Annotated in this window: 15 protein-coding genes; 8 read left to right on the top strand and 7 right to left on the bottom strand. The window is 73.5% G+C overall.

Features of this window, described 5'->3' with window-relative positions:
• Positions 1-36: 36 nt before the first annotated feature.
• From ACFWJ4_RS16775 to ACFWJ4_RS16760, 4 genes are all read right to left on the bottom strand, one after another.
• Positions 37-1,293: a glycosyl hydrolase gene (locus ACFWJ4_RS16775; protein ID WP_380544475.1), complete on the bottom strand. Its 1,257-nt coding sequence runs from the start codon at positions 1,291-1,293 to the stop codon at positions 37-39.
• Between the two features lie 58 nt (positions 1,294-1,351).
• A complete protein-coding gene (locus ACFWJ4_RS16770; RefSeq protein ID WP_359904774.1) occupies positions 1,352-2,275 on the bottom strand; it encodes a carbohydrate ABC transporter permease in 924 nt (307 codons plus the stop codon).
• 5 nt (positions 2,276-2,280) lie between these two features.
• Positions 2,281-3,153: a carbohydrate ABC transporter permease gene (locus ACFWJ4_RS16765; RefSeq protein WP_380544472.1), complete on the bottom strand. Its 873-nt coding sequence runs from the start codon at positions 3,151-3,153 to the stop codon at positions 2,281-2,283.
• A 232-nt stretch (positions 3,154-3,385) separates the two neighbouring features.
• A complete protein-coding gene (locus ACFWJ4_RS16760) occupies positions 3,386-4,675 on the bottom strand; it encodes a sugar ABC transporter substrate-binding protein (RefSeq protein WP_359904768.1) in 1,290 nt (429 codons plus the stop codon).
• A 151-nt stretch (positions 4,676-4,826) separates the two neighbouring features.
• Between ACFWJ4_RS16760 and ACFWJ4_RS16755 the strand changes: the two genes are divergently transcribed.
• The 4 genes from ACFWJ4_RS16755 to ACFWJ4_RS16740 all read left to right on the top strand — a co-directional run bounded on the left by ACFWJ4_RS16755 (position 4,827) and on the right by ACFWJ4_RS16740 (position 13,720).
• Positions 4,827-6,029: a LacI family DNA-binding transcriptional regulator gene (locus ACFWJ4_RS16755; RefSeq protein ID WP_380544469.1), complete on the top strand. Its 1,203-nt coding sequence runs from the start codon at positions 4,827-4,829 to the stop codon at positions 6,027-6,029.
• 244 nt (positions 6,030-6,273) lie between these two features.
• Complete coding sequence (locus ACFWJ4_RS16750) at positions 6,274-8,718, top strand: discoidin domain-containing protein (protein WP_380544466.1); 2,445 nt, start codon at positions 6,274-6,276, stop codon at positions 8,716-8,718.
• Between the two features lie 44 nt (positions 8,719-8,762).
• Positions 8,763-12,998 (top strand): NEW3 domain-containing protein, encoded by a 4,236-nt coding sequence (locus tag ACFWJ4_RS16745; RefSeq protein WP_380544463.1) that lies wholly within the window; start codon positions 8,763-8,765, stop codon positions 12,996-12,998.
• Positions 12,995-13,720 carry a hypothetical protein gene (locus tag ACFWJ4_RS16740; protein WP_380544460.1) on the top strand — a complete coding sequence of 242 codons (726 nt, stop codon included), beginning with the start codon at positions 12,995-12,997 and terminating at the stop codon, positions 13,718-13,720. The genes ACFWJ4_RS16745 and ACFWJ4_RS16740 overlap by 4 nt, the downstream gene beginning before the upstream one ends.
• 121 nt (positions 13,721-13,841) lie before the next feature.
• Here ACFWJ4_RS16740 and ACFWJ4_RS16735 read toward each other — a convergent pair whose 3' ends face one another.
• The gene (locus ACFWJ4_RS16735) at positions 13,842-14,369 is read right to left on the bottom strand and encodes a DUF6879 family protein (RefSeq protein WP_380544458.1); all 528 of its coding nucleotides are present in this window, start codon (positions 14,367-14,369) and stop codon (positions 13,842-13,844) included.
• Between the two features lie 287 nt (positions 14,370-14,656).
• Between ACFWJ4_RS16735 and ACFWJ4_RS16730 the strand changes: the two genes are divergently transcribed.
• Positions 14,657-15,703, top strand: a complete 1,047-nt coding sequence (locus ACFWJ4_RS16730; RefSeq protein ID WP_380544456.1) for an alcohol dehydrogenase catalytic domain-containing protein — start codon at positions 14,657-14,659, stop codon at positions 15,701-15,703.
• 87 nt (positions 15,704-15,790) lie between these two features.
• Here ACFWJ4_RS16730 and ACFWJ4_RS16725 read toward each other — a convergent pair whose 3' ends face one another.
• Together ACFWJ4_RS16725 and ACFWJ4_RS16720 are read right to left on the bottom strand one after the other, a co-directional pair.
• Positions 15,791-17,020 carry a serine hydrolase domain-containing protein gene (locus tag ACFWJ4_RS16725; RefSeq protein WP_380544453.1) on the bottom strand — a complete coding sequence of 410 codons (1,230 nt, stop codon included), beginning with the start codon at positions 17,018-17,020 and terminating at the stop codon, positions 15,791-15,793.
• A 271-nt stretch (positions 17,021-17,291) separates the two neighbouring features.
• Positions 17,292-18,872: an FAD-dependent monooxygenase gene (locus ACFWJ4_RS16720; RefSeq protein WP_380544450.1), complete on the bottom strand. Its 1,581-nt coding sequence runs from the start codon at positions 18,870-18,872 to the stop codon at positions 17,292-17,294.
• An 86-nt stretch (positions 18,873-18,958) separates the two neighbouring features.
• Between ACFWJ4_RS16720 and ACFWJ4_RS16715 the strand changes: the two genes are divergently transcribed.
• From ACFWJ4_RS16715 to ACFWJ4_RS16705, 3 genes are all read left to right on the top strand, one after another.
• Positions 18,959-19,570 (top strand): CGNR zinc finger domain-containing protein, encoded by a 612-nt coding sequence (locus ACFWJ4_RS16715; RefSeq protein ID WP_380544447.1) that lies wholly within the window; start codon positions 18,959-18,961, stop codon positions 19,568-19,570.
• Between the two features lie 312 nt (positions 19,571-19,882).
• The gene (locus tag ACFWJ4_RS16710) at positions 19,883-20,248 is read left to right on the top strand and encodes a hypothetical protein (RefSeq protein WP_380544444.1); all 366 of its coding nucleotides are present in this window, start codon (positions 19,883-19,885) and stop codon (positions 20,246-20,248) included.
• Between the two features lie 221 nt (positions 20,249-20,469).
• The coding region (locus ACFWJ4_RS16705) for a serine hydrolase domain-containing protein (RefSeq protein ID WP_380544441.1) at positions 20,470-21,680 on the top strand (1,211 nt) is incomplete at its 3' end.

Below are 21,680 nucleotides of genomic sequence, written 5' to 3'. Positions count from 1 at the left end.
GCTGGGTTGCGGGCTGGGTTGCGGGCTGGGTCGCGGTCAGAGAGAACGTACGTCGCAGGGGCGGACCACCTCGGTGATGCCGCGCGCGGCGAGGTGGGCGCGGTCCTCGGCGCGCTCGGCGAGGACCGCGGTCGGGCGGACGCCCGCCTCGGCGAGGCGCATGAACGCCTCGTACGCCGAACCGCCGGGGCCGCAGACCGAGCGGCCGGGCGAGGTGACCTCGTCGCCGGTGGCGACCACCACGGCGGTGCTGCGCGGCTTCGGCGGCTGCCAGGAACGGCGGGCCTCGGCGGCGGCCTCGGCGAGCCGGGCACCGGCCGGTTTGACCGTCCGGTCGGTGGTCAACAGGCCGAGGCTGTACTCCAGTTCGGGGAAGTCGGCGAGCGAGCGGTCCACGTCGTGCGAGCACCACCAGGTGACGCCCCACAGGTCCGGGCAGTCCAGGACGGCCTCCACGGTGGCGCCGGTGAAGCGCGCGGCGTCCTCGGCCGTGATGTGCGGGGCGGGCGCGCCGACCTCCTGCAGCCAGACCGGGCGGGCCGGGTCGTCCGCCCAGGCCTTGGACAGCTCGACCAGGTACGCGGCGTGCTGCGCGGTGGCGGTGGAGTGCGCGCCGTAGCGCTGGGCGGTGCCGTTGAACACCCAGGAGTGCACGGCGGTCGCGGCGCCGATCCGGGCCGAGTGCCAGGGCGTGAACGGGTGCTCGTCCAGGTACCAGGCCGCGTCGTACGAGGCGTGCAGGTGCAGCCGGCCGGGGGCGCCCTGCTCGCAGGCGTCGAGCATCCGGCGCAGCCAGGCCTCCGCCTCGGCGGGGGTGGCCCGGTCCGGGTCGGGGTGCGGGGCGCCGGAGAACTGGTTGATCTCGTTGCCGAGCGTCATTCCGAGGAAGTTGGGCCGCTCGTGCAGCGCCCCGGCGAGGGTGCGCAGGTAGGCGGCCTGGCCGTCGAGCACCTCGGGGTCGGTGAAGATGTTGCGCCGGTGCCAGGTCCGCGTCCAGGACGGGAGGAAGTCGAAGCTGGACAGGTGGCCCTGCAGGCCGTCCACGGCGACGTCCAGTCCGCGCTCGCCGGCCGCGTCCACCAGGGCCGTCAGCTGCTCGACGGCGCGCGGACGGATCAGGGTGCGGTTGGGCTGGAAGACCGGCCAGAGCGGGAAGACCCGGACGTGGTCCAGGCCGAGGGCGGCGATGGAGTCGAAGTCGGCGCGCACGGCGTCGAGGTCGAAGTCGAGCCAGTGGTGGAACCAGCCGGCGCTGGGGGTGTAGTTGACGCCGAAGCGGGGGGCGGTGGCCATCGGAGAGCTTCCTCAACGGGTTCGGGGCGTACGGACGGTGGGCCATCCCTGGGGCGGGCTATCCCTTGACGGCTCCCTCCTCGACGCCCTTGAAGAAGAAGCGCTGGCAGACGCCGAACACCACGACGATCGGCAGGAAGGCGATCATGGTGCCGGCCGCGATCAGCCGGGGGTTGGCGGAGAAGGTGCCGTTGAGGTACTGGAGCCCGACGGTGAGGGTGTACTTCTGCGGGTCGTTGAGCACGATCAGCGGCCACAGGAAGTCGTCCCACGCGCCGATGAAGGTGAAGATCACGATCACGCTGAGCATCCCGCGCACGTTCGGCAGACCGATGTGCCACAGCCGCTGCCAGACGTTGGCGCCGTCCACCAGCGCGGCCTGGTCGAGTTCGGCCGGGACGGCGGCGAAGGCGGTGCGCATCAGCAGCACGTTGAGCATCGCGATCGAGCCGGGCAGCGCGACCCCGGCCAGGCTGTCGGCCAGGCCGAGACCGCGCACCAGCACGTACTGGGAGACGATGGTGACCTCGCCGGGCAGGATCAGGGTGGCGAGGAAGAGGCCGAGGACGAGCTTCGCCCCGCGGAAGCGCAGCCGGGCGAGCGCGTAGCCGGCCAGGGTGCAGCCGACCACGTTGCCGGTGATGCAGACCACGGCGACGATCACCGAGTTGAGCGCGTAGGTCCACACCGGGATGACGTCGGCGACCTTGCCGTAGTTGCCCAGGGTGGGCTGGTCGGGCAGGAAGCTCGGGGTGCGGGTGTAGACGTCCTCGGCGGGGCCCTTGAGGGAGGTGGACAGCTGCCACAGGAAGGGGCCGATGACCAGCAGCAGGACCAGCACCAGGAGCAGGTAGCGGGCGGCGGTCTGCGCGGTGGAGGGGGTGTTGAAGCCCCGGGAGCGCCTGGCGGGCCCGGTGGGGCCGGTGGGGCCGGCGGGCTCGGTGGTCGCGTCGTGGGACCGGGGCGTACGGACGGTGGTCATGGGGGTCAGGCCGCCTTCCGGTTCAGCCGCATCAGGAACAGCATCGGGCCGAGGGTGACGACGAACAGCAGCAGGCTGAGCGCCGAGGCGTAGCCCAGGTGCCCGTTGAAGCCACGGCTGTACATCTGGATCAGCATCACCACCGACATGTCCCGGCCGCCGGGGCCGCCCAGGCCGTTGGAGAGCACGTACAGCTCGGAGAAGACGCGCAGCGAGCTCACCGAGATCAGCGCCGAGATCAGGATCATGGTCGGGCGCACCCCGGGCAGGGTGACGTGCCAGAACCGGTGCAACGGGCCGGCGCCGTCCACGGCCGCGGCCTCGTGCAGCTCGCGCGGGACGTTGGCGAGCGCGGACAGGTAGATGACCATGTAGTAGCCGAGGCCCTTCCAGACGGTCAGGGCGATCGCGCTGAACAGCAGCAGCCAGCGGTCGGTCAGGAAGGCGACCGGGGAGCCGGCCAGCCCGGCCTGCTGCAGCAGACCGTTGGCCAGGCCCCGTTCGTCCAGCACCCAGCCCCAGATCAGCGCCACCACGACGGCGGAGGCGATCACCGGGGTGTAGAAGGCGGTGCGGAAGAACGTGATGCCGGGGATCCTGCGCTGCACCAGCAGGGCGAGCAGCAGCGGTAGGACGGTCAGCAGGGGCAGGCAGACCAGCATGAACACGATGCTGTTGAGCAGGGCGTCGGCGAGCTGCTCGTCGTCCAGCAGCCGGCCGAAGTTCTCCAGTCCGGTGAACCGCCCGCCGCCCAGGGGCTTGGCGTTGGTGAAGGACAGGATCACCGTGTTGACGGCCGGCCAGAGGTTGAAGACGGCCAGCCAGACTATCGCGGGCCCGGCGAGCAGCCAGGGGGTGAACCAACGCCAGTGGGTCATGCCGTGCCTTCCTGGGGCCTGGGGGTGGTGCGGGCGGTTCCCGGGAGCGGCGGGCGCGGGGGAGCCCGCCGCTGGTCGCCGGTACGAGGGGCGGGGCGCCGCAGGGAGGGTGTGCCGGCGCGGGGAGGTGGTGTCGGTGAGGGGAGGTGGTGCCGGTGCGGCGCCGCGGGCCCGGTGGGGTTCGGGTGAGGCCCGGTGGGGTTCGGGCGAGACCCGGTGGGGCCCGGTGGGGTCAGCCCTTGAGCAGCTTGTTGCACTGCTCGACGGCGGTGTCCAGCGCCTGCTTGGAGCTGGTGTCGCCGCTGATGGCCAGCGCGAACTGCTGCTTGATGACGGTGCCCATCGCGTCGTCCACCTCGACGGGCTGGATCAGCTTGGCCTTGGCGAGCGAGGTGAAGGCGATCACCTTGGCGTCGCCCGCGTTGGTGCCGTCGCTCCTGCTGAAGAACGGGTCGTTCGCGGAGGCCTTGGTGGAGGGGAACACGCTGGTCAGGTGGGCGAAGGCGGCCTGGTTCTCGGGGCTGGTCACCCAGCGGGCGAGGGCCACGGCGGCGGCCGGGTTCTTGGTGTTCTTCGGGATGGACAGGCCCTGGACGTACAGCGGCGGGGTGGCCATCGCGGGGGAGGAGACGACCTTCGGGGCGAGGGTCGGGTTGTCGGTGGCGAGGCTGGTGATGTAGTTGCCGCCGCCGGTGGTCCAGGCCACCGTGCCGGAGCTGAAGAGCTTGGAGTTGCCGGCGTAGGTGTCGGTCAGCACTCCGTTCGGCATCAGGCCCTCCTTGAAGGCGTCGCGGTACTTGTCGAGCAGTGCGGCGGCCTCGGGGGTGTTGAAGGTGAAGGACTTGCCGTCGTCGGACATGATCTTCACGCCGATGTTGTACAGGTCCCCGATGCCCGGCTTGCGGCTCATCAGATAGGTCTGGCCGCCGGACTTCTCCTTCATCGTCCGGGCCTGGGCGATCAGCTCGTCCAGGCTGGCCGGGGGCTTCTGCGGGTCCAGGCCGTTCTTTGTCAGGAGCTCCGAACTCCAGTAGTTCACATCGGTGTTGAGGTACCAGGGGTAGCCGAAGGTGCCCTGGTACCCGTTGAACCGGTAGGCGTCGACGCCGCCGGGGACGTACTCCTCGGCGAGCTTCGGGTCGGCCTTGGCGACGTCCAGCAGGACGTCCTTCTTCGCCAGCGGGAAGGCGAAGTCCGGCGGGAGGTTGACCACGTCGGGCAGGCTGCCGGCGGCAGCCTGGCTGAGCACCTTGTCGGAGTAGCCCTCGCCGGGCTGGTCCAGCCAGTCGACCTCGACGCCGGGGTACTTCTTCTTGAAGCCGTCGATCACGCCCTGCATGTAGTCGGTGAACTTCGGCTTGAGCGCCCAGGTCTGGAGCGAGACCTTGCCCTTGACCTCGCCGGTGGCGGCCGCACTCGCCACCGCGTCGCTGTCCTTGGTGTCGCCGGAGCCGAGTCCGCAGCCGGTGAGCGCGGCGGTGGCGAGCGCGGTCGTGGTCAGTGCCGCCCAGATTCTTCGCATGAGGGTCTCCCGGTCCTGGGGGTGGGTGGGGGATCGTGCCGAGCTCGGGGGTTGTGCCGGATTCCGCAACCTGACTAACTAAACCGGTCTAGCTATGCCAGGGACTATGCTCCCGCCTAAACTTGGATGTCAAGAGAAGGAGTCGGGTTCAGTGGGCAGACCGACGATCGCCGACATCGCCCGCCGGGCCGGTGTCTCCAAGGGCGCGGTGTCCTTCGCGCTCAACGGCCGCCCGGGCGTCAGCGAGGCGACCAGGGCCCGGATCCTGGGAGTCGCCGAGGAGATGAACTGGCGCCCGCACAGCGCCGCGCGCGCCCTCGGCGGAGCCCGGGCCGACGCCGTCGGCCTGGTGATCGCCCGGCCGGCCCGCACCATCGGCGTCGAGCCGTTCTTCAGCCAACTGCTGTCCGGGCTCCAGGCGGTGCTCTCGGCCAGGGCGGTCGCGCTGCACCTGATGGTGGTCGAGGACACCGCCGCCGAGATCGAGGTCTACCGGGGCTGGGCCTCCGAGCACCGGGTGGACGGCTTCATCGTGGTCGACCTGCAGGTCAAGGACCCGCGGCTGCCGGTCCTCGACGAACTCGGGCTGCCCGCGGTGGTGCTGGGCGGGCCCGGCAAGGGCGGCAACCAGCTGCGGATCTGGGCCGACGACCGGGAGGCGATGCTGTCGATCGTCGACTACCTGGCCGCCATCGGGCACCGCCGGATCGCCCACCTCGCCGGGCTGCCGCACTTCCAGCACACCCAGCGCCGGATCCGCGCACTGCGCGACGCCTCGCGCCGGCTCGGGCTGGAGGAGGCGGTGTCGGTGCCCACCGACTTCAGCGACGCCGAGGGCGCGGCCGCCACCCGGACCCTGCTGTCCCGGGCCAGGCGGCCCACCGCGATCGTCTACGACAGCGACGTGATGGCCGTCGCCGGGCTCGGCGTGGCGGGGGAGATGGGCGTCGCGGTGCCCGGCGAGCTGTCCATCGTCTCCTTCGACGACTCGGTGCTCGCCCGGATCGTCCACCCGCCGCTGACCGCGCTCAGCCGGGACACCTTCGCGCTCGGGGAGCAGGTCGCGCGCAGCCTGCTGGCGGCACTGGACGAGGCCGGGCCGGGGCGGGACCTCCAGATGCCCACGCCGCGGCTGACCGTGCGGGAGTCCACCTCGCCGCCGGGGGCCGCGGCGGCCGGCTCCCCGGAGGCCTCTTCCGGCGCTTCGCCCGCCGGGCCCACCGGTCCTGTCGCCGCTTCGCCCGCCGGTTCCGCGGCCGGTTCGCCCTCCGGTTCCGTCGCCGGTTCTGTCGCGGGTTCCCCCGGTCGGGTGGATGCTGCGCGCATCGTTGACAGCGGTTCTGAACCGGTTTAGCCTCGCAGCGCCGAGCGGGCTCCGCTCGGCGCGCTCCGCCGCACTCCGTCCGGCTCCCGCCGCCCGTCCCGCTCCCCGCCGCGCCCGTACGTTCCCGTACCTTCCCGTGCGCTCCCGTGCGCCGAGGAAGCCCGGCGGCGGCGCGACCCCCACTCGATCCAGCACCGGCACGCCCGCATGCAGTCGGGCCCGTCCGCGACGGCGGGCCCGCCCCCACCCTCCTCCGCTCGATCGGAGCCACCGCATGTCACGACGCCTCCCCCTGCTGCTCGGCGCCGCCCTCGCGACGGCCGCGCTGACCGCCGTCCCCGCGGCCCGGGCCGACCCGATAGCCGCCGCGGCGCCCGCCGTCACCGCCGGCTCGGGCACCCAGCCCTTCGCCTCGTACTGGTACCCCAACAGCATCCTGACCTGGGACCCGGCCACCGACCCGGACGCCCGCTTCAACCGCTCCCGCGTCCCGCTCCAGCCGCGCACCGGCGACCCGGCGCTGCGGGCCAACCCCAACGCCCGTGCCGGTGACGGGAAGATCGCCTCCCTGGTCTCCTTCGGTCCCACCTCCAACAACCCCTCGCAGGGTTCCGCCGATCCCAACTACTACGCCTTCGGCTACTGGCAGTACGTCGACAAGCTGGTGTTCTGGGGCGGTTCGGCCGGCGAGGGCCTGATCCTCGCCCCCAACCCGACCGTGATCGACGCCGCCCACCGCAACGGCGTCAAGGTGTACGGCACGGTCTTCTTCCCGCCCGGCGCGTACGGCGGCCAGCTCCAGTGGGTGCGTGACTTCGTCCAGAAGTCCGGCGGCCGCTACCCGGTCGCCGACAAGCTCGTCCAGGCCGCGCAGTACTACGGTTTCGACGGCTGGTTCATCAACCAGGAGACCGGCGGCGGTGATTCGGCGCTGGCGGGCGAAGTGCGCAACCTGATGCAGTACACCAAGGCGCAGAGCGGCACCGAGTTCATGTGGTACGACGCGATGACCACCTCCGGCTCCGTCAACTGGCAGAACGCCCTCACCTCCGCCAACTCGCCCTTCCTGCAAGATGGTTCCAAGCGGACCTCGGACTCGATGTTCCTGAACTTCGGCTGGTCGGCGAGCGGCCTGAAATCCTCCCGGGCGCTGGCCCGGCAGCTCGGCCGCAGCGAGTACGACCTCTACTCCGGCATCGACACCGAGGCCAACGGCTACAACACCGGCGTGGACTGGTCCGCCCTCTTCCCGTCCGGGCAGCCGCACACCACCTCGCTCGGCCTCTACCGCCCGGAGTGGACCTGGAAGTCCGCCACCGACCGCGCCGACTTCTACGCCAAGGACGCCCGCTACTGGGTCGGTGCCAACAACGACCCGTCCCGGATCGACCTCTCGGCGGGCTGGCCCGGCCTGGCCGGCTACGTAGCCGAGTCCTCGCCGATCACCGCCAAGCCGTTCGTCACCAACTTCGACACCGGGCAGGGCGACTTCTACAACGCGGCCGGCACCCGGGTCGCCACCGGCGGCTGGAACAACCTCTCGCTCCAGGACGTCCCGCCCACCTACCGCTGGGTGGTGGAGTCGACCGGCAGCAGTCTCACCCCGTCCGTCGACTTCACCGACGCCTACCAGGGCGGCTCCTCACTGCGGTTGAGCGGAAAGCTCGATTCCGCCAACACCGTACGGCTGTACCAGACCAAGCTGCCGGTCGCCGCGAACACCAGGCTGGACCTGGTGGTCAAGACCCCGGCCGCCGGGCCCACGAAGCTCAAGGCCGCCGTGTCGTTCACGGACTCGCCGAGCAGCTTCACCACGGTCGACGTCGGCGCCAACACCGGCAGCGGCTGGGAACGGCACACCCTCGACCTCTCCCCGTACGCGGGCCGCACCGTCGCCCAGATCGCCCTGCGGGTCGAGGGCAGCGACCCGGCGTACGACCTCCGGGTCGGACAGATCGCCCTCTACGACGGAGCGGTGGAGACCCCGGCGGCCCCGGCCGGCCTCACCGTGCTCGGCGCGAGCGACGTGACCGCCGGTACCAGCCAGTCCCTGCGGCTGTCCTGGACGGCGGCGCCCGGCGGCAACGTCCACCACTACGAGGTCTACCGGCGCAACGCGGACGGCAGCCGCAGCTTCCTCGGCGCCACGCCCAACGACGCGTACTTCGTCGGGCGGCTCGACCGGGCCGGCAACGAGAACGCCACCACGCTGGACGTCGAGGCGGTGTCCACCACCTACGGGCGCTCCACCGCCGCCTCCACGACCGTCAGTTGGAACGGCGCCCCGCCGACCTCCGTCAACCTGGCGCTCAACCGCCCGGCCACCTCCTCCGGCCAGTGCAACGCCAACGAGGGCCCGGCCAAGGCCGTCAACGGCAGCGTCAGCGGCGGGACCGGCGACAAGTGGTGCGCGCTGACCTCCGCCAAGTGGCTGGAGGTGGACCTCGGTTCGGCGAAGCAGCTGTCGAAGTTCGTGGTCAAGCACGCGGCGGCGGGCGGCGAGAGCGCCTCGTACAACACCCGTGACTTCGCCGTCCAGGTCCGCTCGGGTACGAACGACCCCTGGACGACCGTCGCCGACGTCACCGGGAACACGGCAGGCACCACCACCCACCCGGTGAACACCACCGCCCGGTACGTCCGGCTGGTGGTCAACACGCCGACCCAGAACGGCGATCCGGCCGCCCGCATCTACGAGTTCGAGGCCTGGGGCGCGTAGCCCCGCTGCCCCGCGCTGCCCTGTCCGAGGAAAGGAAGCACCCCGTGCCGGTCACCATCACCGCCGTCGAGAGCACCGATCTGTTCGTCGGCCCCGAGGACGCCCCGCGCCAAGTGCTGCGGGTGACGTTGGACGGCCCGGCCGCCCGGATCACGGTCAGCGGCCCGGGCGTCCGCGGCGAGGCGACCGGCACGGGGTCGGTCGAGGTCCCGCTGGAGATCGGCGGGGCCTCGCCCGGCGACCGGCTGCCCGTCACCGTGCGGGCCTCGGACGCCACCGTCGAGTCCGTGGTCGAGGTCGCCGAACCCGGCTGGACGATGTTCCTGGTCTCGCACTTCCACTACGACCCGGTCTGGTGGAACACCCAGGCCGCCTACACCTCCCCGTGGGAACTGCTCTCCGCCGACGCCACCACCCGGCCGCTGTGGGAGCGCAACGGCTTCGCCCTCGTCGACGCGCACCTGGACCTCGCCCTGCGGGATCCGGTGTACAAGTTCGTGCTCGCCGAAGTCGACTACCTGAAGCCGTACTTCGACCAGCACCCGGAGCGCCGCGAGACCCTGCGGCTGCTGCTGGAACGCGGCCAGGTCGAACTCGTCGGCGGCACCTACAACGAGCCGAACACCAACCTCACCGGCGCGGAGACCACCATCCGCAACATCGTCCACGGCATCGGCTACCAGCGTGACATCCTCGGCGGCGACCCGCGGACCGCCTGGCAGCTCGACGTGTTCGGGCACGACCCGCAGTTCCCCGGCCACCTCGCCGCGGCCGGCCTCACCGGCAGCGCCTGGGCGCGCGGCCCCTTCCACCAGTGGGGTCCGATCCAGAAGAACTTCCGGGAGGCCAAGGACGACGCCCGGGTGATGCAGTTCCCGAGCGAGTTCGAGTGGATCGCCCCCGGCGGGGACGGCGTGCTCACCCACTACATGCCGCACCACTACTCGGCCGGCTGGTGGATGGACTCCTCCCCGGACCTCGCCACCGCCGAACAGGCCGTCTACGAGCTGTACCGCAAGCTCAAGCCCGTCGGAGCGACGAAGAACCTGCTGCTGCCGGTCGGGACGGACTACACCCCGCCGAACAAGTGGGTCACCGAGATCCACCGCTCCTGGACCGCCAAGTACCTCTGGCCCCGGTTCGTCTGCGCCGTCCCGCGCGACTTCCTCGACGCCGTCCGCGCCGAACTCGCCGCCACCGGAAGGCGGCCCAGCCCGCAGACCCGCGACATGAACCCGGTGTACACCGGCAAGGACGTCTCCTACATCGACACCAAGCAGGCCCAACGAGCCGGCGAGGTCGCGGCCGTGGACGCGGAGAAGCTCGCCACGCTCGCCTCCGTACACGGCCTCGGCCGCTACCCGGCCGCCGCGCTCGACAAGGTCTGGCGCCAACTCGCCTACGGTGCCCACCACGACGCGATCACCGGCTCCGAGTCCGACCAGGTGTACCTGGACCTGCTCGGTGGCTGGCGGGAGGCGTACGACCTGGCGTCCGGCGTACGCGACGCGGCGCTGGACGCTCTCGCGGGGCGGATCTGCACGGCGGGCGCGGGACCCACGGCGGGCGCGGGACCCACCGCGGGCGCGGGACCCACGGCGGGCGCGGGCTCGGCGATCGTGGTGACCAACACGCTCTCCTTCGACCGGACCGACCTCGTCACGGTCGAACTGCCTGACGGCATGCGGTCGGTGCGAGTGCTCGACGACCGGGGCGAGCCCGTGCCGAGCGCCGTCGACCGGGGGACGCTGCGCTTCCTGGCCGCAGAGGTGCCCGCGCTCGGCTGGCGCACCTGGCGACTGGTGGAGGGCGAGGCGGAGCAGCCGTGGACGGCGGCCGACGGTTTCGTGATCGAGGGCGACCGGTACCGCGTCACCGCCGACCCGGCGCGCGGCGGCGGCCTCACCTCGGTCCACGACCTGCCGAACCGAAGGGAGTTGATCCAGGAGGGCCGGATCGGCAACGAGCTGCGGATGTACGAGGAGTACCCGCAGCACCCCGACTTCGGCGAGGGCCCCTGGCACCTGGTGCCCAGCGGTCCGGTCGTCGGTTCGGGCGACGGCGAGGCGTCCGTCCGCCGGGAGACCGGGCCGCTCGGCGAGCGCCTCGTGATCGAGGGCACGGTCGACTCCGTCCGGTACGAGCAGACCGTCACGCTCTGGCGCGGCCTCGACCGGGTGGACTGCCGCACCCGGGTGGTGGACCACTCCGGCGCCGACCGGCTGCTGCGGCTGCGCTTCCCGGTGGACGTCCCCGGCGGCCTGCCGGTCAGCGAGGTCGCGGGCGCGGTCGTCGGGCGCGGCTTCGCGATGCCGGACGTGGACTCGGCGGAGGCGCCGTGGACCCTGGACAACCCCGCCAACACCTGGTTCGGGCTCGGCGCCACCGCGCGCGTCGACCTCACCGACGCACTGGGTGCGGCGGCCGGCTCGCGCGCCCTCGGGGTGGCGGAGGTCGTCGTCCCCGCGCTGGACGACGCCGCCGACGCCCGTCCGCTGGTGGTCGCGCTCGCCCGGGTCGGGGTCACCGCCACCACCTCGGGGGCGGACTGGGCGCGGTACGGCTGGCTGGAGGTGGACTCCAACCTGCCGGACTTCCGGATCGTCGTCGGTGGGCCCGAAGTCAACGATGCAGCCCGGGAGTTGATCTCGCTGGCGGGGGAGGAGTACGCCGCCGCCCTGAAGGCGCACGGCGCGGTGTGGGTGCCCGCCGTGACCCCGCTCGCCGAGGTCTGGCGGCCGGACGCCGACCTGCGCGACCTGCGGGCGCTGCCGGCGCTCGTCGTCTCCGACGTGGCGGCGCTGGTCGACGACCTGGCCGACGCCCGGATCACCGCCGTCTGCCCGTCCCCGGTCCAGGAGCAACTGGCCGACCACACCGTCGCGTTGCTGAGCTTCGGTCTGCCCGGTTTCGCCGTCGACACCACCGGCGCCCTGCACCTGTCGCTGATGCGCTCCTGCACCGGCTGGCCCTCGGGCGTCTGGATCGACCCGCCCCGGCGCACCCTGCCCGACGGTGCGTCCTTCCAACTCCAGCACTGGACACACGAGTTCAGCTACGCGCTGGTGGGAGGGGACGGCGACTGGCGGGACCGCACCCTGCCCGCCCAGGGCCAGGAGTTCAACCACCCGCTGTACGCGCGGATCGCCCCGGCGCAGGACGGGCCGCTGCCCGCCACCCTGTCCTGGCTGCGGGTCGAGCCGCAGCGCGAGGTGCTGCTCGGGACGCTCAAGCCGGCCGGCAACCCGATCGCGCACGGCTCGACGTCGCCACTCGGGCGCGAACTGACCGTCCGGCTCGTCGAATCCACCGGCCTCGGGCGCACGGCGCGGCTCGTCGGCGCGCTCGGCCTGGGCGAGATCCGGGCCGCGGACCTGCTGGAACGACCGCTTCCCTCCGGCGACTCCGCTCTCGACCTCGCCGGTTCGCAGATCGCCACCCTGCTCGCGACCCCGGCCGTCACGGCCCCGGCGGCCGCGACGGACCTCGGCCCGACCGCGGAGCCCGCCCAGCCCGTCCACGCCCGCTACTGGCTCCACAACCGGGGCCCGGCCCCGCTCGGCTACCTGCCGGTGTCCGTCGGCGCCTCGCCCGGTCTGCTGCGAACGGCGGGGGAGCCGGTGACGCTGTCGGTCGCGCTCTCCTCCCAGCTCCGCGATGCCGCCGTCGAGGGCACGGCCGTCGTGCTGCCGCCCGAGGGCTGGACGACGGGCCTCGGCAGCCGCCCGTACCGGCTGGAGGCCGGCGGGCACCTGCGCTTCCCGGTCACCGTCACCCCGCCGGCCGGGGCCGAGCCCGGGCTGTACTTCGCCGCCGTCCGCATCGAGCACGACGGCCAGCGGATCGAGGACGTGGTGACCATCGCCGTCGGCGAACTGCCCGACCTCCTCCCCGCACCCGGCGACACTCCCGAGGACTGGACGATCGCCCAGGGCACCGAGGCCACCACCGGCCGCGACACCGGGCTGGACGTCCAGGTCTCCACCGAGACCCTGCGCGTGGCCCCCGGCGGCCGGGCCACCCTGTCCCTCGTCCTCACCAACCGCACGCGCGGCGAGATCCGCGGAGAACTCCAGCTCGTCTCCCCGTGGGGCACCTGGGAGGCCGTCGCCGACCCCGTCCGCGGCTTCACCGCCCCGGCCGGAACCGCCACGACCGTCGACTTCCCCGTCGCCGTCCCCGAATCCACCGACCCGGGCTCGTACTGGGCCCTCGCCAAGGTCATGTGGTTCGGCCGCTGCCAGTACGCCCCGACCGTCGCCCTGGTGGTGGAGGCATGACCGCGCTCGGCCTGCTCGACGGACGCCCGCTCCCGCGGACGGCACTCGACCACCGCCTCGCCGCCCTGCGGAACGGCCCGCGCGCCACCGCCCTGCCGCAGCCCGGCAGTTCGGAGGACCGCCAGCTCACCCGGTGGGTCGCCCAGGTCCTGCTGACCGAGGCGCTGTGCGAGGCGGTCGCCGTCGAACGCCGGCTGCCCGTGGCCCCCGACGGCCCCGCCCGCCTCGACGGCCCCTACGCCCCCGCCCGCCTCGACCAGCAGGCCGCCGTCGAACTCGGCTCCATCACGGCGGCCGCCTTCGAGGGCAACCCGGCCGTCCGCGCCGTCTACGCGGCCGTCACCGCCGACGTCGAACCCTCACCCGCCGACATCGCCCACTACCGCACCATGACCACCCGCCCACCGGCGGAGCGCTGGCACCTCGCCCTCCCCGACGGCGAACTGGAGGCCGACCCGGACACCCTCCCGACCGCCCTCGCCGAAGCCCTCCGCACCGCCCCGCCCGGCACATGGGTCACCGCCGGCCCCTGGACAGCCGCCCTGCTCACCGTGACCACGCCCCCGGAGCCCCCCGACCCCGCCCCGACCCTCCGCGCCGCCGCCCGCCGCGCCGCCTTCGTCCGCTGGCTCGACCACGCACGCGCCCGCCGCCTCACCCTGGTCGAAGGCCTGGAACACCCCGGCGACCCCGCCCAACCCGACAACCACCACCGGCACTGAGAACCGCGCACCTCGCCCGCCGCGCCTCGGAGAGAGGCGCGGCAGGCGTCCGGTGCCCGTGGCGTCGGACGGTGAACCTCTCGGCGGTGAACCTCTCGACGGTGGACTACGCGACGGTGGACTACTCGACGGTGAACTTCTCGTGGGGGACGCCCGCCGCCCAGACGGCTTCGAAGGCCGCGGAGCAGAGGTCCACCGCGGCCCGGTCCTCCGTGAAGGCGTGGCCCGCCCAGTCACCGTCGCCCGTGAACCAGTGGAAGAGCACCAGTCGCCGGTCGATCAGCCAGAAGTCGTTGCCCGGGAGGGCGATGGTCGATGCCCGGCTCCGGGGAAGCCAGCGGACCTGTTCGCCGGCCGCGAGGTTGACGGGGGTGACGGCATGCTCGTACCTGATGTAGTCGGTCACCGGCTCCGAGACGATCCGGGCGCGGCGCAGGACGACACCCCGGGAGACGGCATCCTCCACCAGGGGGATCCACGTCGGCCAGAACGACTTGTTCGGGTCGTTGTCCACCTCGCCGGTTCTCCTGAAGCGGTCGAAGGGCTCGACCTCCTCGCCGACCGAGTAGGAGTCGCGCATCTCCAGGTGCACGGCGGAGCGCGTGGCGCCCCTCAGCAGTTCGGCGAAGTCGGGTGCGCTCTGCGTCATCACAAGCCTTCCTCGGGGTCGGGGCCGTTCCCGGCGGGACGCGGACCACATTCTCGCGGCCGGGGCACCGACGGTGCGGCCTTTCGCCCGATGACGCCCGCCGGGCCGGGGAGTCGGTGCGGCGGGCGTGCGCGGACAAACGGCGGCGGAGGGACGAAGCTGGTGGGAGTGCCGAGGCGGGTGTGACGCCTGACGCCCGCCGCCTGCCGCCTGGCTTTGGCCTCCGACTTCCGGCCTTCGGCCTTCGGCCTTTCGACCTTCGACTCCGTACGGAAGGGTTCTCCACCATGGCTGCCACCTCGTCCACCTCCTCCGACGGCCTGCAGCGCGCCGTGCTGGTCGCAGCCCCGGGGGCGGCGCCCGAACTGTCCGAGGTGCCGGTCCGCGAGCCGGGGCGCGGGGCGGTGCGCGTCACCGTCGAGGCGTGCGGCGTCTGCCACTCCGACCTCCTGATCGCCGGTGGCGCCCTGCCGGGCACGACGTTCCCGGTCACCCCCGGTCACGAGATCGCGGGCCGCATCGACGCCCTCGGCGAGGGGGTGGAGGGCTGGAAGGTCGGTGACCGGGTCGCCGTCGGCTGGTACGGCGGCAGCTGCGGCCGTTGTGACGCCTGCCGTTCGGGTGACGGCATCCACTGCCCCGAGCTGCAGGTCCCCGGGGCGGCCTACCCCGGCGGATACGCCGACAGTGTCGTCGTCCCGGCCATGGCCCTGGCCACGATCCCCGACGGGCTGACCGCCGCCGAGGCGGCCCCGCTGGCCTGCGCCGGGATCACCGTCTTCAACGCCCTGCGCCGCTCCGCCGCCGGGCCCGGGGACACGGTCGCGGTCCTGGGCCTGGGTGGGCTCGGCCATCTGGGGGTGCAGTTCGCCCGCGCGATGGGCTTCCGTACGGTGGCCATCGCCCGCGGTGCGGAGAAGCAGCCGCTGGCGCACGAGCTCGGCGCCGAGCACTACATCGACAGCACCGCCGGCGACGTCGCCGGGGCCCTGCGGTCGCTCGGCGGCGCGAAGGTGGTCCTGTCCACGGTCACCAACGCCGACGCCATGTCCGCCGTCGTCGACGGGCTCGGTCGGCGCGGCGAGCTCGTCGTCGTCGGCGTCTCCGCCGACGCCCTCTCGATCAGCCCGCTGCAGCTGATCACCGGGGACCGGAGGGTCTACGGCCACTCCTCGGGCACCGCCGTCGACACCGAGGACACCCTGCGCTTCGCCGCCCGCACCGGCGTCCGGGCGTGGATCGAGGAGGTGCCGCTGGAGGAGACCGCGGCGGCGGTGGCCAGGATGGCCGGCGGCCGGGCCCGCTTCCGCATGGTCGTCACCACCGGGCGCTGATCCCGGCCCGTTGCACCCTGGGTTGCCGCGCCCCGGCCCGCTGGCGCGCTGGTTGCTGCGCCCTGGTTGCTGCGCCCGGGCCGCGGATCACCGCCCGGGGGCGGTCCCGCAGGCGGCCGTGGTGAGGAAGGCCGTGACGGCGGTCTTGGCGGCGCGCGGGTCGGAGCGGTCGAACGGGTTGTGGGAGAGCGCGAGTTGGCGTCGGCCGTCGGCCGTGCCGGCGGCCATCGTCGAGTAGCCGGGGAGGTCTCCGCTGTGGCCCCAGAACACCCCGCACGGGGTGTCGAAGCGGGCCAGCCCCAGCCCGTAGCCGCGTCCCGGTCCGGCGTCCGCCGTCCTGGTCATCTCGGCGAGTTCGGCGGGGCGCAGCAGTCGGCCGTCCAGGAGGGCGGCGATGAACCGGTTGAGGTCGGCGGCGCTGGAGATGCCCTGCCCGGCGGCGCCCATGACGGACGGGTTGAGCTCGGTGACGTCCACCGGCCCGGTCGAGAGCTTCACGTAGCCGTGGGCGTGGGGGCCGGGCAGCAGCGGCGACAGGCCGGGCATGGTGGTGTCGTGCAGTCCCAGTGGCCGGATGATCCGCTGCTCGACCTCCCGCTGCCAGGGGCGGCCGGTGACCTTCTCGATGAGCAGGCCGGCGAGCAGGTAGTTGGTGTTGGAGTAGTGCCAGCCCTGCCCCGGCGGGAAGTACGGGGTACGGCCGTTGGCGAGCGCGAGCAGGTCGGCCGGCCGGTAGGTGTGCCAGCGCGGTCCGGCCAGCCAGCTGCGGTACTGGTCCTCGTCCTGGGGATCCATGCCGGGCGCTTCGGTGTAGTTGTACAACCCGCTTGTGTGGTCGAGCAGTTGGCGGACGGTGATGGCCGCGCCGTTCGGCACCGCGCCGGGAAGGCGGGCATCGACCGGGTCGTCCAGGCCGAGGCGCCGCTCGGCGGAGAGCTGGAGCACGACGGTGGCGACGAAGGTCTTGGTGACGCTGCCGATCCTGAACCGGGCGCGCGCGGGCACCGCCGCGCCGGTGACCGGGTCGGCCACCCCGGCGCGCCCGCGCCAGACGGTCCGCCCGTCCTGGCGGACCTCACCGACGGCGGCCGAGGAGCCGGCGTCGACGATGCCCCGCAGCGTGGTGCGCAGCGCGGCGGAATCGGCGCCCTCCGGAAGGAACTCCCCCTCCTGATCGGCGGATTGGATCACGACCGGCAGTCCGGTGGAGGGCGCGGCGAAGCCCGTCGTGGCGCCGGCGCCGAGCAGCGCGGTGACGGCCAGGAGTGCGGCGGCCGAGCGGATACCGGCCCTCGATGTGCGCGGATGTGGCGTCATGCCTGCGTCCCTCCCCTGTCGGGCGCGCGTCGCCGCCCCCTCTCACCGAGTCTGCCGGTGGGCTTCCGGCCGCGGCATCCACCGGAGGTGCTGCTTGGCATCCTCCCCGGGGCCGGGGTGGGCCCGAAGTTACCGTCCTGCAGGCGTACTTCACCCCGCATGGAGGCCAGGGGCCGGGGTCGGAGCAGGAGCGGAATGGGCAGGACGGCGGGGAGGACCGCGCTGTTTCCCCCCTGTGGCCGACACATTATGACCGTCCGTCACAAAATCGTCATCCGCTATGTCCCGCGCCCGCCGTCGACAGCACCCGTCGCAGGACGGCGAGCAGCCGCCCGTCCTCGGCGGGAGCTTGCCGCGCCCGCCAGGCGATGTGGCCGTCCGGGCGGACGAGGAGGGCGCCGGTGGGCGGGAGGCCGGTGGGCCCGGACCGGTCGGGTGCCGGCAGCGCGTGCACGGTGACCGGCAGTCCCGCCGCCGCGGCGGTGGCCGCCTGCCGTCGCCAGGCCGCGTCCCCGGTGGCCGTGAGGAGGGTGAAGCCCGGCCCGACCAGGTCCAGGGTGGACGCGGCCCCGGGCGGGCCGGCGAGCCGCAGGTGGGGCAGGCGGGTGCCGGGTGTGCCGTCGGGGTGTTCGAGGCCCGCGAGGCCGGGGTCCAGGGGCGGGAGCGCGGGGTCGGCCGGGTCGGCGAGGACCGCCGTCGAGCGGTAGGCGGCGGTGAGCAGCAGTTCGTCGTCGATCCGGTAGCCGGCCCGGGTGCGGGAGTTGGCGAGCGAGATGTCGACGACCTGCCGGGCCACCGGGCGGCGTTCGGCCTCGTAGGTGTCCAGCAGTGCCTCGCCGGCCGTCCCGGCGGTGACCGCCGCGAGCTTCCAGGCGAGGTTGTCGGCGTCGCCGATGCCGGTGTTCATGCCGTGCCCGCCGGTCGGCGGCACCACATGGGCGGCGTCGCCCGCGAGCAGCACCCGCGCGCGGCGGTAGGTGTCGGCGAGGTGGGCGTCCATCCGCCAGGTCATGGTGTCCTGGACGGTGACCGCCAGCTCGGGAAGCCCGGCGGCGTCCCGGACCAGCCGGGCGAGCGCCCGGTGGTCGGCCGCCAGGGCGGCGGCGTCCTCGCCTTCGGGATCGTACGGGTGCTGGTAGATCCACTGCCGGTCGTTGTCGACGGCGAGGAAGCCGCCGCGACCCGGTTCGGTGAGGAAGTACGAGGCGCTGGCGCGGTCGGCGACGACCTCGCCGAGCGGAGCCTCGAAGCGGACGCTCAGGTAGTGGCCGAGGCCGGTCGGCCCCGTCATCGCGATCCCGGCCGCCTCGCGGACGGTGCTCGACGCGCCGTCGCAGCCGACCAGCCGGTCGGCGCGCACGGTGCGGCGCTCGCCGGAGTCCCGGTCCTCCAGCAGGGCGTGGACTTGTCCGTCGCGTTGGGTGTAGGAGAGCAGGCGGGTGGCGAACCGGACGCCGTCCGGGGCGAGTCGGCGGGCGCGCCGCAGCAGGACGGCCTCCAGGGCGTCCTGCGAGCAGATCAGCCCCGGGGAGGGGGTGCGCTCGGCGCTCTCCGCCGGGCCGCCGGCCAGGCCGGTGCGGACGTAGTCCGGGTCGACCAGGTTGCGGCCCCGGTAGAAGAACACCTGGGAGGCCGGGAGCCCGGCCCGCCGGATCTCCTCCTCCAGGCCGCAGCGCCGGAAGACCTCCATCGAACGGGCCGACACCCCGCGGGCCTTGGGGTGGCGCGAGGTGCCGGGGTGCGCCTCGACGAGCAGGTGCGGCACGCCGTGGCCGGACAGCAGGACGGACAGGGTCAGGCCGACCGGGCCCGCGCCGACGACGAGCACGGACGTGGTCTCCGGGAATTGCATGCCACCACTCCTCGGTAACGCCTAATGGGTGTTTTTGAAGTTACCATGGTCCGGACGGCAACCCCTCCGAGATTCCGAGGAGACCCATGGCCCGCTCCGACTCCCCGCCCCCGCCCGAGCCCAAGCCCAAGTCCGAGTCCAAGTCCGGGCCCAAGCCCCAGGACACCGACGCCGGCAACCCCCGCGGTCTCCACTTCCTCACCGAGCTCGCGAACACCGTCCGCGAGGACCCCGGCGCGGGCGCCGCCGAACTCCAGGCCCTCCTGGACCGCCACGGCGGCCCGCCCTTCCGGCTCACCGACGCCGACGCCCGCGAACTGCGCGAGGCCACCGCCGAGGTGATCGCCGTCCTCGACACGGACGACCCGGACCGGGCGGCCGAACTGATCAACGCCCTGCTCGACCGCCACCCGGCCCGGCCCCGCCTGGTCCGCCTCCCCGGCCGGCCCTGGTCCCTGCACACCCGCGCCCCCGCCGACGCCGGCCTCACCCACTGGCTGCTCTCCACCGCCGCCCTCGCCCTCGGCCTGTGGCTCGGCGAACGCGGCGGCTGCGCCTGGGGCCGCTGCGCCGCCCCGGGCTGCGAACGCTTCTTCATCGACACCGGCCGCCGCACCCCGCAGCGCTACTGCACCCCGCGCTGCGCCACCCGCGTCCGCGTCGCCGCCCACCGCGCGCAGCGGGAGGACCGGGCCTGAGGGCGGGGGAGGAGGCCGTTCCCCGCCCTTGCCGCGGCCGAACCCCCGCACTGGGTTCGTACACCGATCCGGGCCGGCGACCCCACCCCCATGGTGCGGGACGTATCCCTTGGGTCGCCCGGGCCGCCCCGGTACCCCAGGGACACCATCCCGCCTCCACCCCCAACTCCCGGGTTGACGAGGGTTGTTCGACTACGTCACGCTCGAAGAACCGCCGGGCGGGCGGCCGGACGTGCCGCGCGTGTCGTGCGCCGCGCGCCGCCCGACGCCCCGGCCCGGATGTCCACCGTGCACCCGTGTGGAGGTACCGCCATGTCCAAGCGCCGTCTCGCCGTCCCCGGAGCCGCCGTAGCCGCTCTGACCCTCGCCGCCCTGCTCCTCCCGGCCACCGGCGCCCACGCCGCGCCGCCCGCCGACTCGTGCACCCAGAACTGGAGCGTCAGCTCCGGCGAGGGCTACGCGAACGGCAAGTGGTGCAACTACAACACCAAGGTCGTCGGCACGGTGCACGACACCAAGGCGGACGGCCGCTGTCCGTACGTGCGCGGCAACCTCTCCAACGGCGGCCGCGTCGACAGCGACTGGGCCGGCGGCAAGGGCAAGTCCCGCGCCATCACCCTCTACGCCCCCTCGGGCACCCACTTCACCAGCGTCACCATGCGCTCCATCGGCTGCTGACGCCGACGCCGGGCGGGCGGGTGTCACCGGAAGCCTCCTCGGGGTTCCCTCAGGGATGGTGATACGCCGTCGGAAGCAGGTTCCCGGCCGCCTCTCCTCCTGCGCACCGACGACCGCCCCGGGCTCCGCGTGATGCCCTGGACGGGACCACGGTCGCCACGCCGTCCGGACCGCACCCGGAACCTTCCGGCGGCGGCCGCGGCCGCGAGAGGAGAGGCCTCGTGAACCCGCCCGCCCAGCACCGCAGCCGCACCCGCAGCCGTACCCGCACCCGCCCGCCCGGCCTCGGCGCGTCAGCCGTTGCCACGGCCATCGCCATCGCCATCGCCGTCGCACTCGGCACGTCCGCACTCGGCACGGCCGCCCTCCCGGCGTCCGCCCACGCCGCGCCGGCCCGCCCGAACCCCGTCCAACAGCGCCTCGACGCGCTCGTCGCCCAGGACGGCGTGCCGGGCGCACTGGCCGCCGTCCGCGACCGCGACGGCCGGACCCGGAACCTCACCGCCGGGGTCGGCGACCTCACGACCGGAGCGCGGGTGCCCGTCGACGGCCAGATCCGGGTCGGCAGCAACACCAAGTCGTTCACCGCCACCGTCGTCCTGCAGCTCGTGGCCGAGGGCAAGGTCGACCTGGACGCCCCCCTCGACACCTACCTGCCCGGGGTCGTCCGCGGCACGGCCGGCCGCGCCCCCGCCGACGGACGGATCATCACTGTCCGTCAGATCCTCCAGCACACCAACGGCCTGCCCGAGTACACCGCGCTGCTGGGCGACCAGGAGGCCACCCGGTACTACGAGCCGCGCGAGCTGCTCGACCTCGCGCTCGGCCAGGCCCCCGACTTCACCCCCGGCACCGGCTGGAAGTACAGCAACACCGGGTACGTCGTGGCCGGCCTGATCATCCAGAAGGTCACCGGCCGACCCACCGGCGAGGAGATCACCCGGCGCGTGATCGACCGCATCGGCCTGCGCCACACCTACTTCCCGGTCCAGGGCGACATGTCCGTCCACGAACGCCACCCGCACGGCTACCTCACCGAACAGCCCGGCAGCGCCCCGCTGGACGTCACCGAGGAGGACCCCTCCTGGGCGTGGACCGCCGGAGCGCTGGTCTCCACCAACACCGACCTCAACCGCTTCTACCTCGCCCTCCTCGGCGGCGAACTGCTGCCCCCGGCGCAGCTCGCCCAGATGCGCACCACCGTCCCCGCCGAGTACATGGGCCCGGGCGCCCGGTACGGGCTGGGCATCGCCGGCCGCCCGCTGTCCTGCGGCGGCCTGTACTGGGGCCACGGCGGCTCCATCCCGGGCTACGTCACCCGCGGCGGCGCCACCGAGGACGGCCGCGCCGCCGACGTCGCGGTGACCACCACCCCGTCACCCGACGTCAAGCAGCGCGTGGCCGACGCGGTCGACGCCGCCCTGTGCAGCTG

Origin of the sequence: Kitasatospora sp. NPDC127067 (assembly GCF_042724755.1) — a bacterium.
Taxonomy (GTDB): domain Bacteria; phylum Actinomycetota; class Actinomycetes; order Streptomycetales; family Streptomycetaceae; genus Kitasatospora; species Kitasatospora lactacystinica.
The sequence above is the reverse complement of the archived record's forward strand: the minus strand, read 5'-3'. Positions and strand labels throughout refer to the sequence as shown.

Coding starts and splice junctions, on each gene's coding strand:
- ACFWJ4_RS16760 (WP_359904768.1), bottom strand. CDS start 4,675: ATGCGAAGAATCTGGGCGGCACTGACCACGACCGCGCTCGCCACCGCC.
- ACFWJ4_RS16730 (WP_380544456.1), top strand. CDS start 14,657: ATGGCTGCCACCTCGTCCACCTCCTCCGACGGCCTGCAGCGCGCCGTG.
- ACFWJ4_RS16750 (WP_380544466.1), top strand. CDS start 6,274: ATGTCACGACGCCTCCCCCTGCTGCTCGGCGCCGCCCTCGCGACGGCC.
- ACFWJ4_RS16720 (WP_380544450.1), bottom strand. CDS start 18,872: ATGCAATTCCCGGAGACCACGTCCGTGCTCGTCGTCGGCGCGGGCCCG.
- ACFWJ4_RS16725 (WP_380544453.1), bottom strand. CDS start 17,020: ATGACGCCACATCCGCGCACATCGAGGGCCGGTATCCGCTCGGCCGCC.
- ACFWJ4_RS16775 (WP_380544475.1), bottom strand. CDS start 1,293: ATGGCCACCGCCCCCCGCTTCGGCGTCAACTACACCCCCAGCGCCGGC.
- ACFWJ4_RS16710 (WP_380544444.1), top strand. CDS start 19,883: ATGTCCAAGCGCCGTCTCGCCGTCCCCGGAGCCGCCGTAGCCGCTCTG.
- ACFWJ4_RS16770 (WP_359904774.1), bottom strand. CDS start 2,275: ATGACCACCGTCCGTACGCCCCGGTCCCACGACGCGACCACCGAGCCC.
- ACFWJ4_RS16740 (WP_380544460.1), top strand. CDS start 12,995: ATGACCGCGCTCGGCCTGCTCGACGGACGCCCGCTCCCGCGGACGGCA.
- ACFWJ4_RS16765 (WP_380544472.1), bottom strand. CDS start 3,153: ATGACCCACTGGCGTTGGTTCACCCCCTGGCTGCTCGCCGGGCCCGCG.
- ACFWJ4_RS16735 (WP_380544458.1), bottom strand. CDS start 14,369: ATGACGCAGAGCGCACCCGACTTCGCCGAACTGCTGAGGGGCGCCACG.
- ACFWJ4_RS16715 (WP_380544447.1), top strand. CDS start 18,959: ATGGCCCGCTCCGACTCCCCGCCCCCGCCCGAGCCCAAGCCCAAGTCC.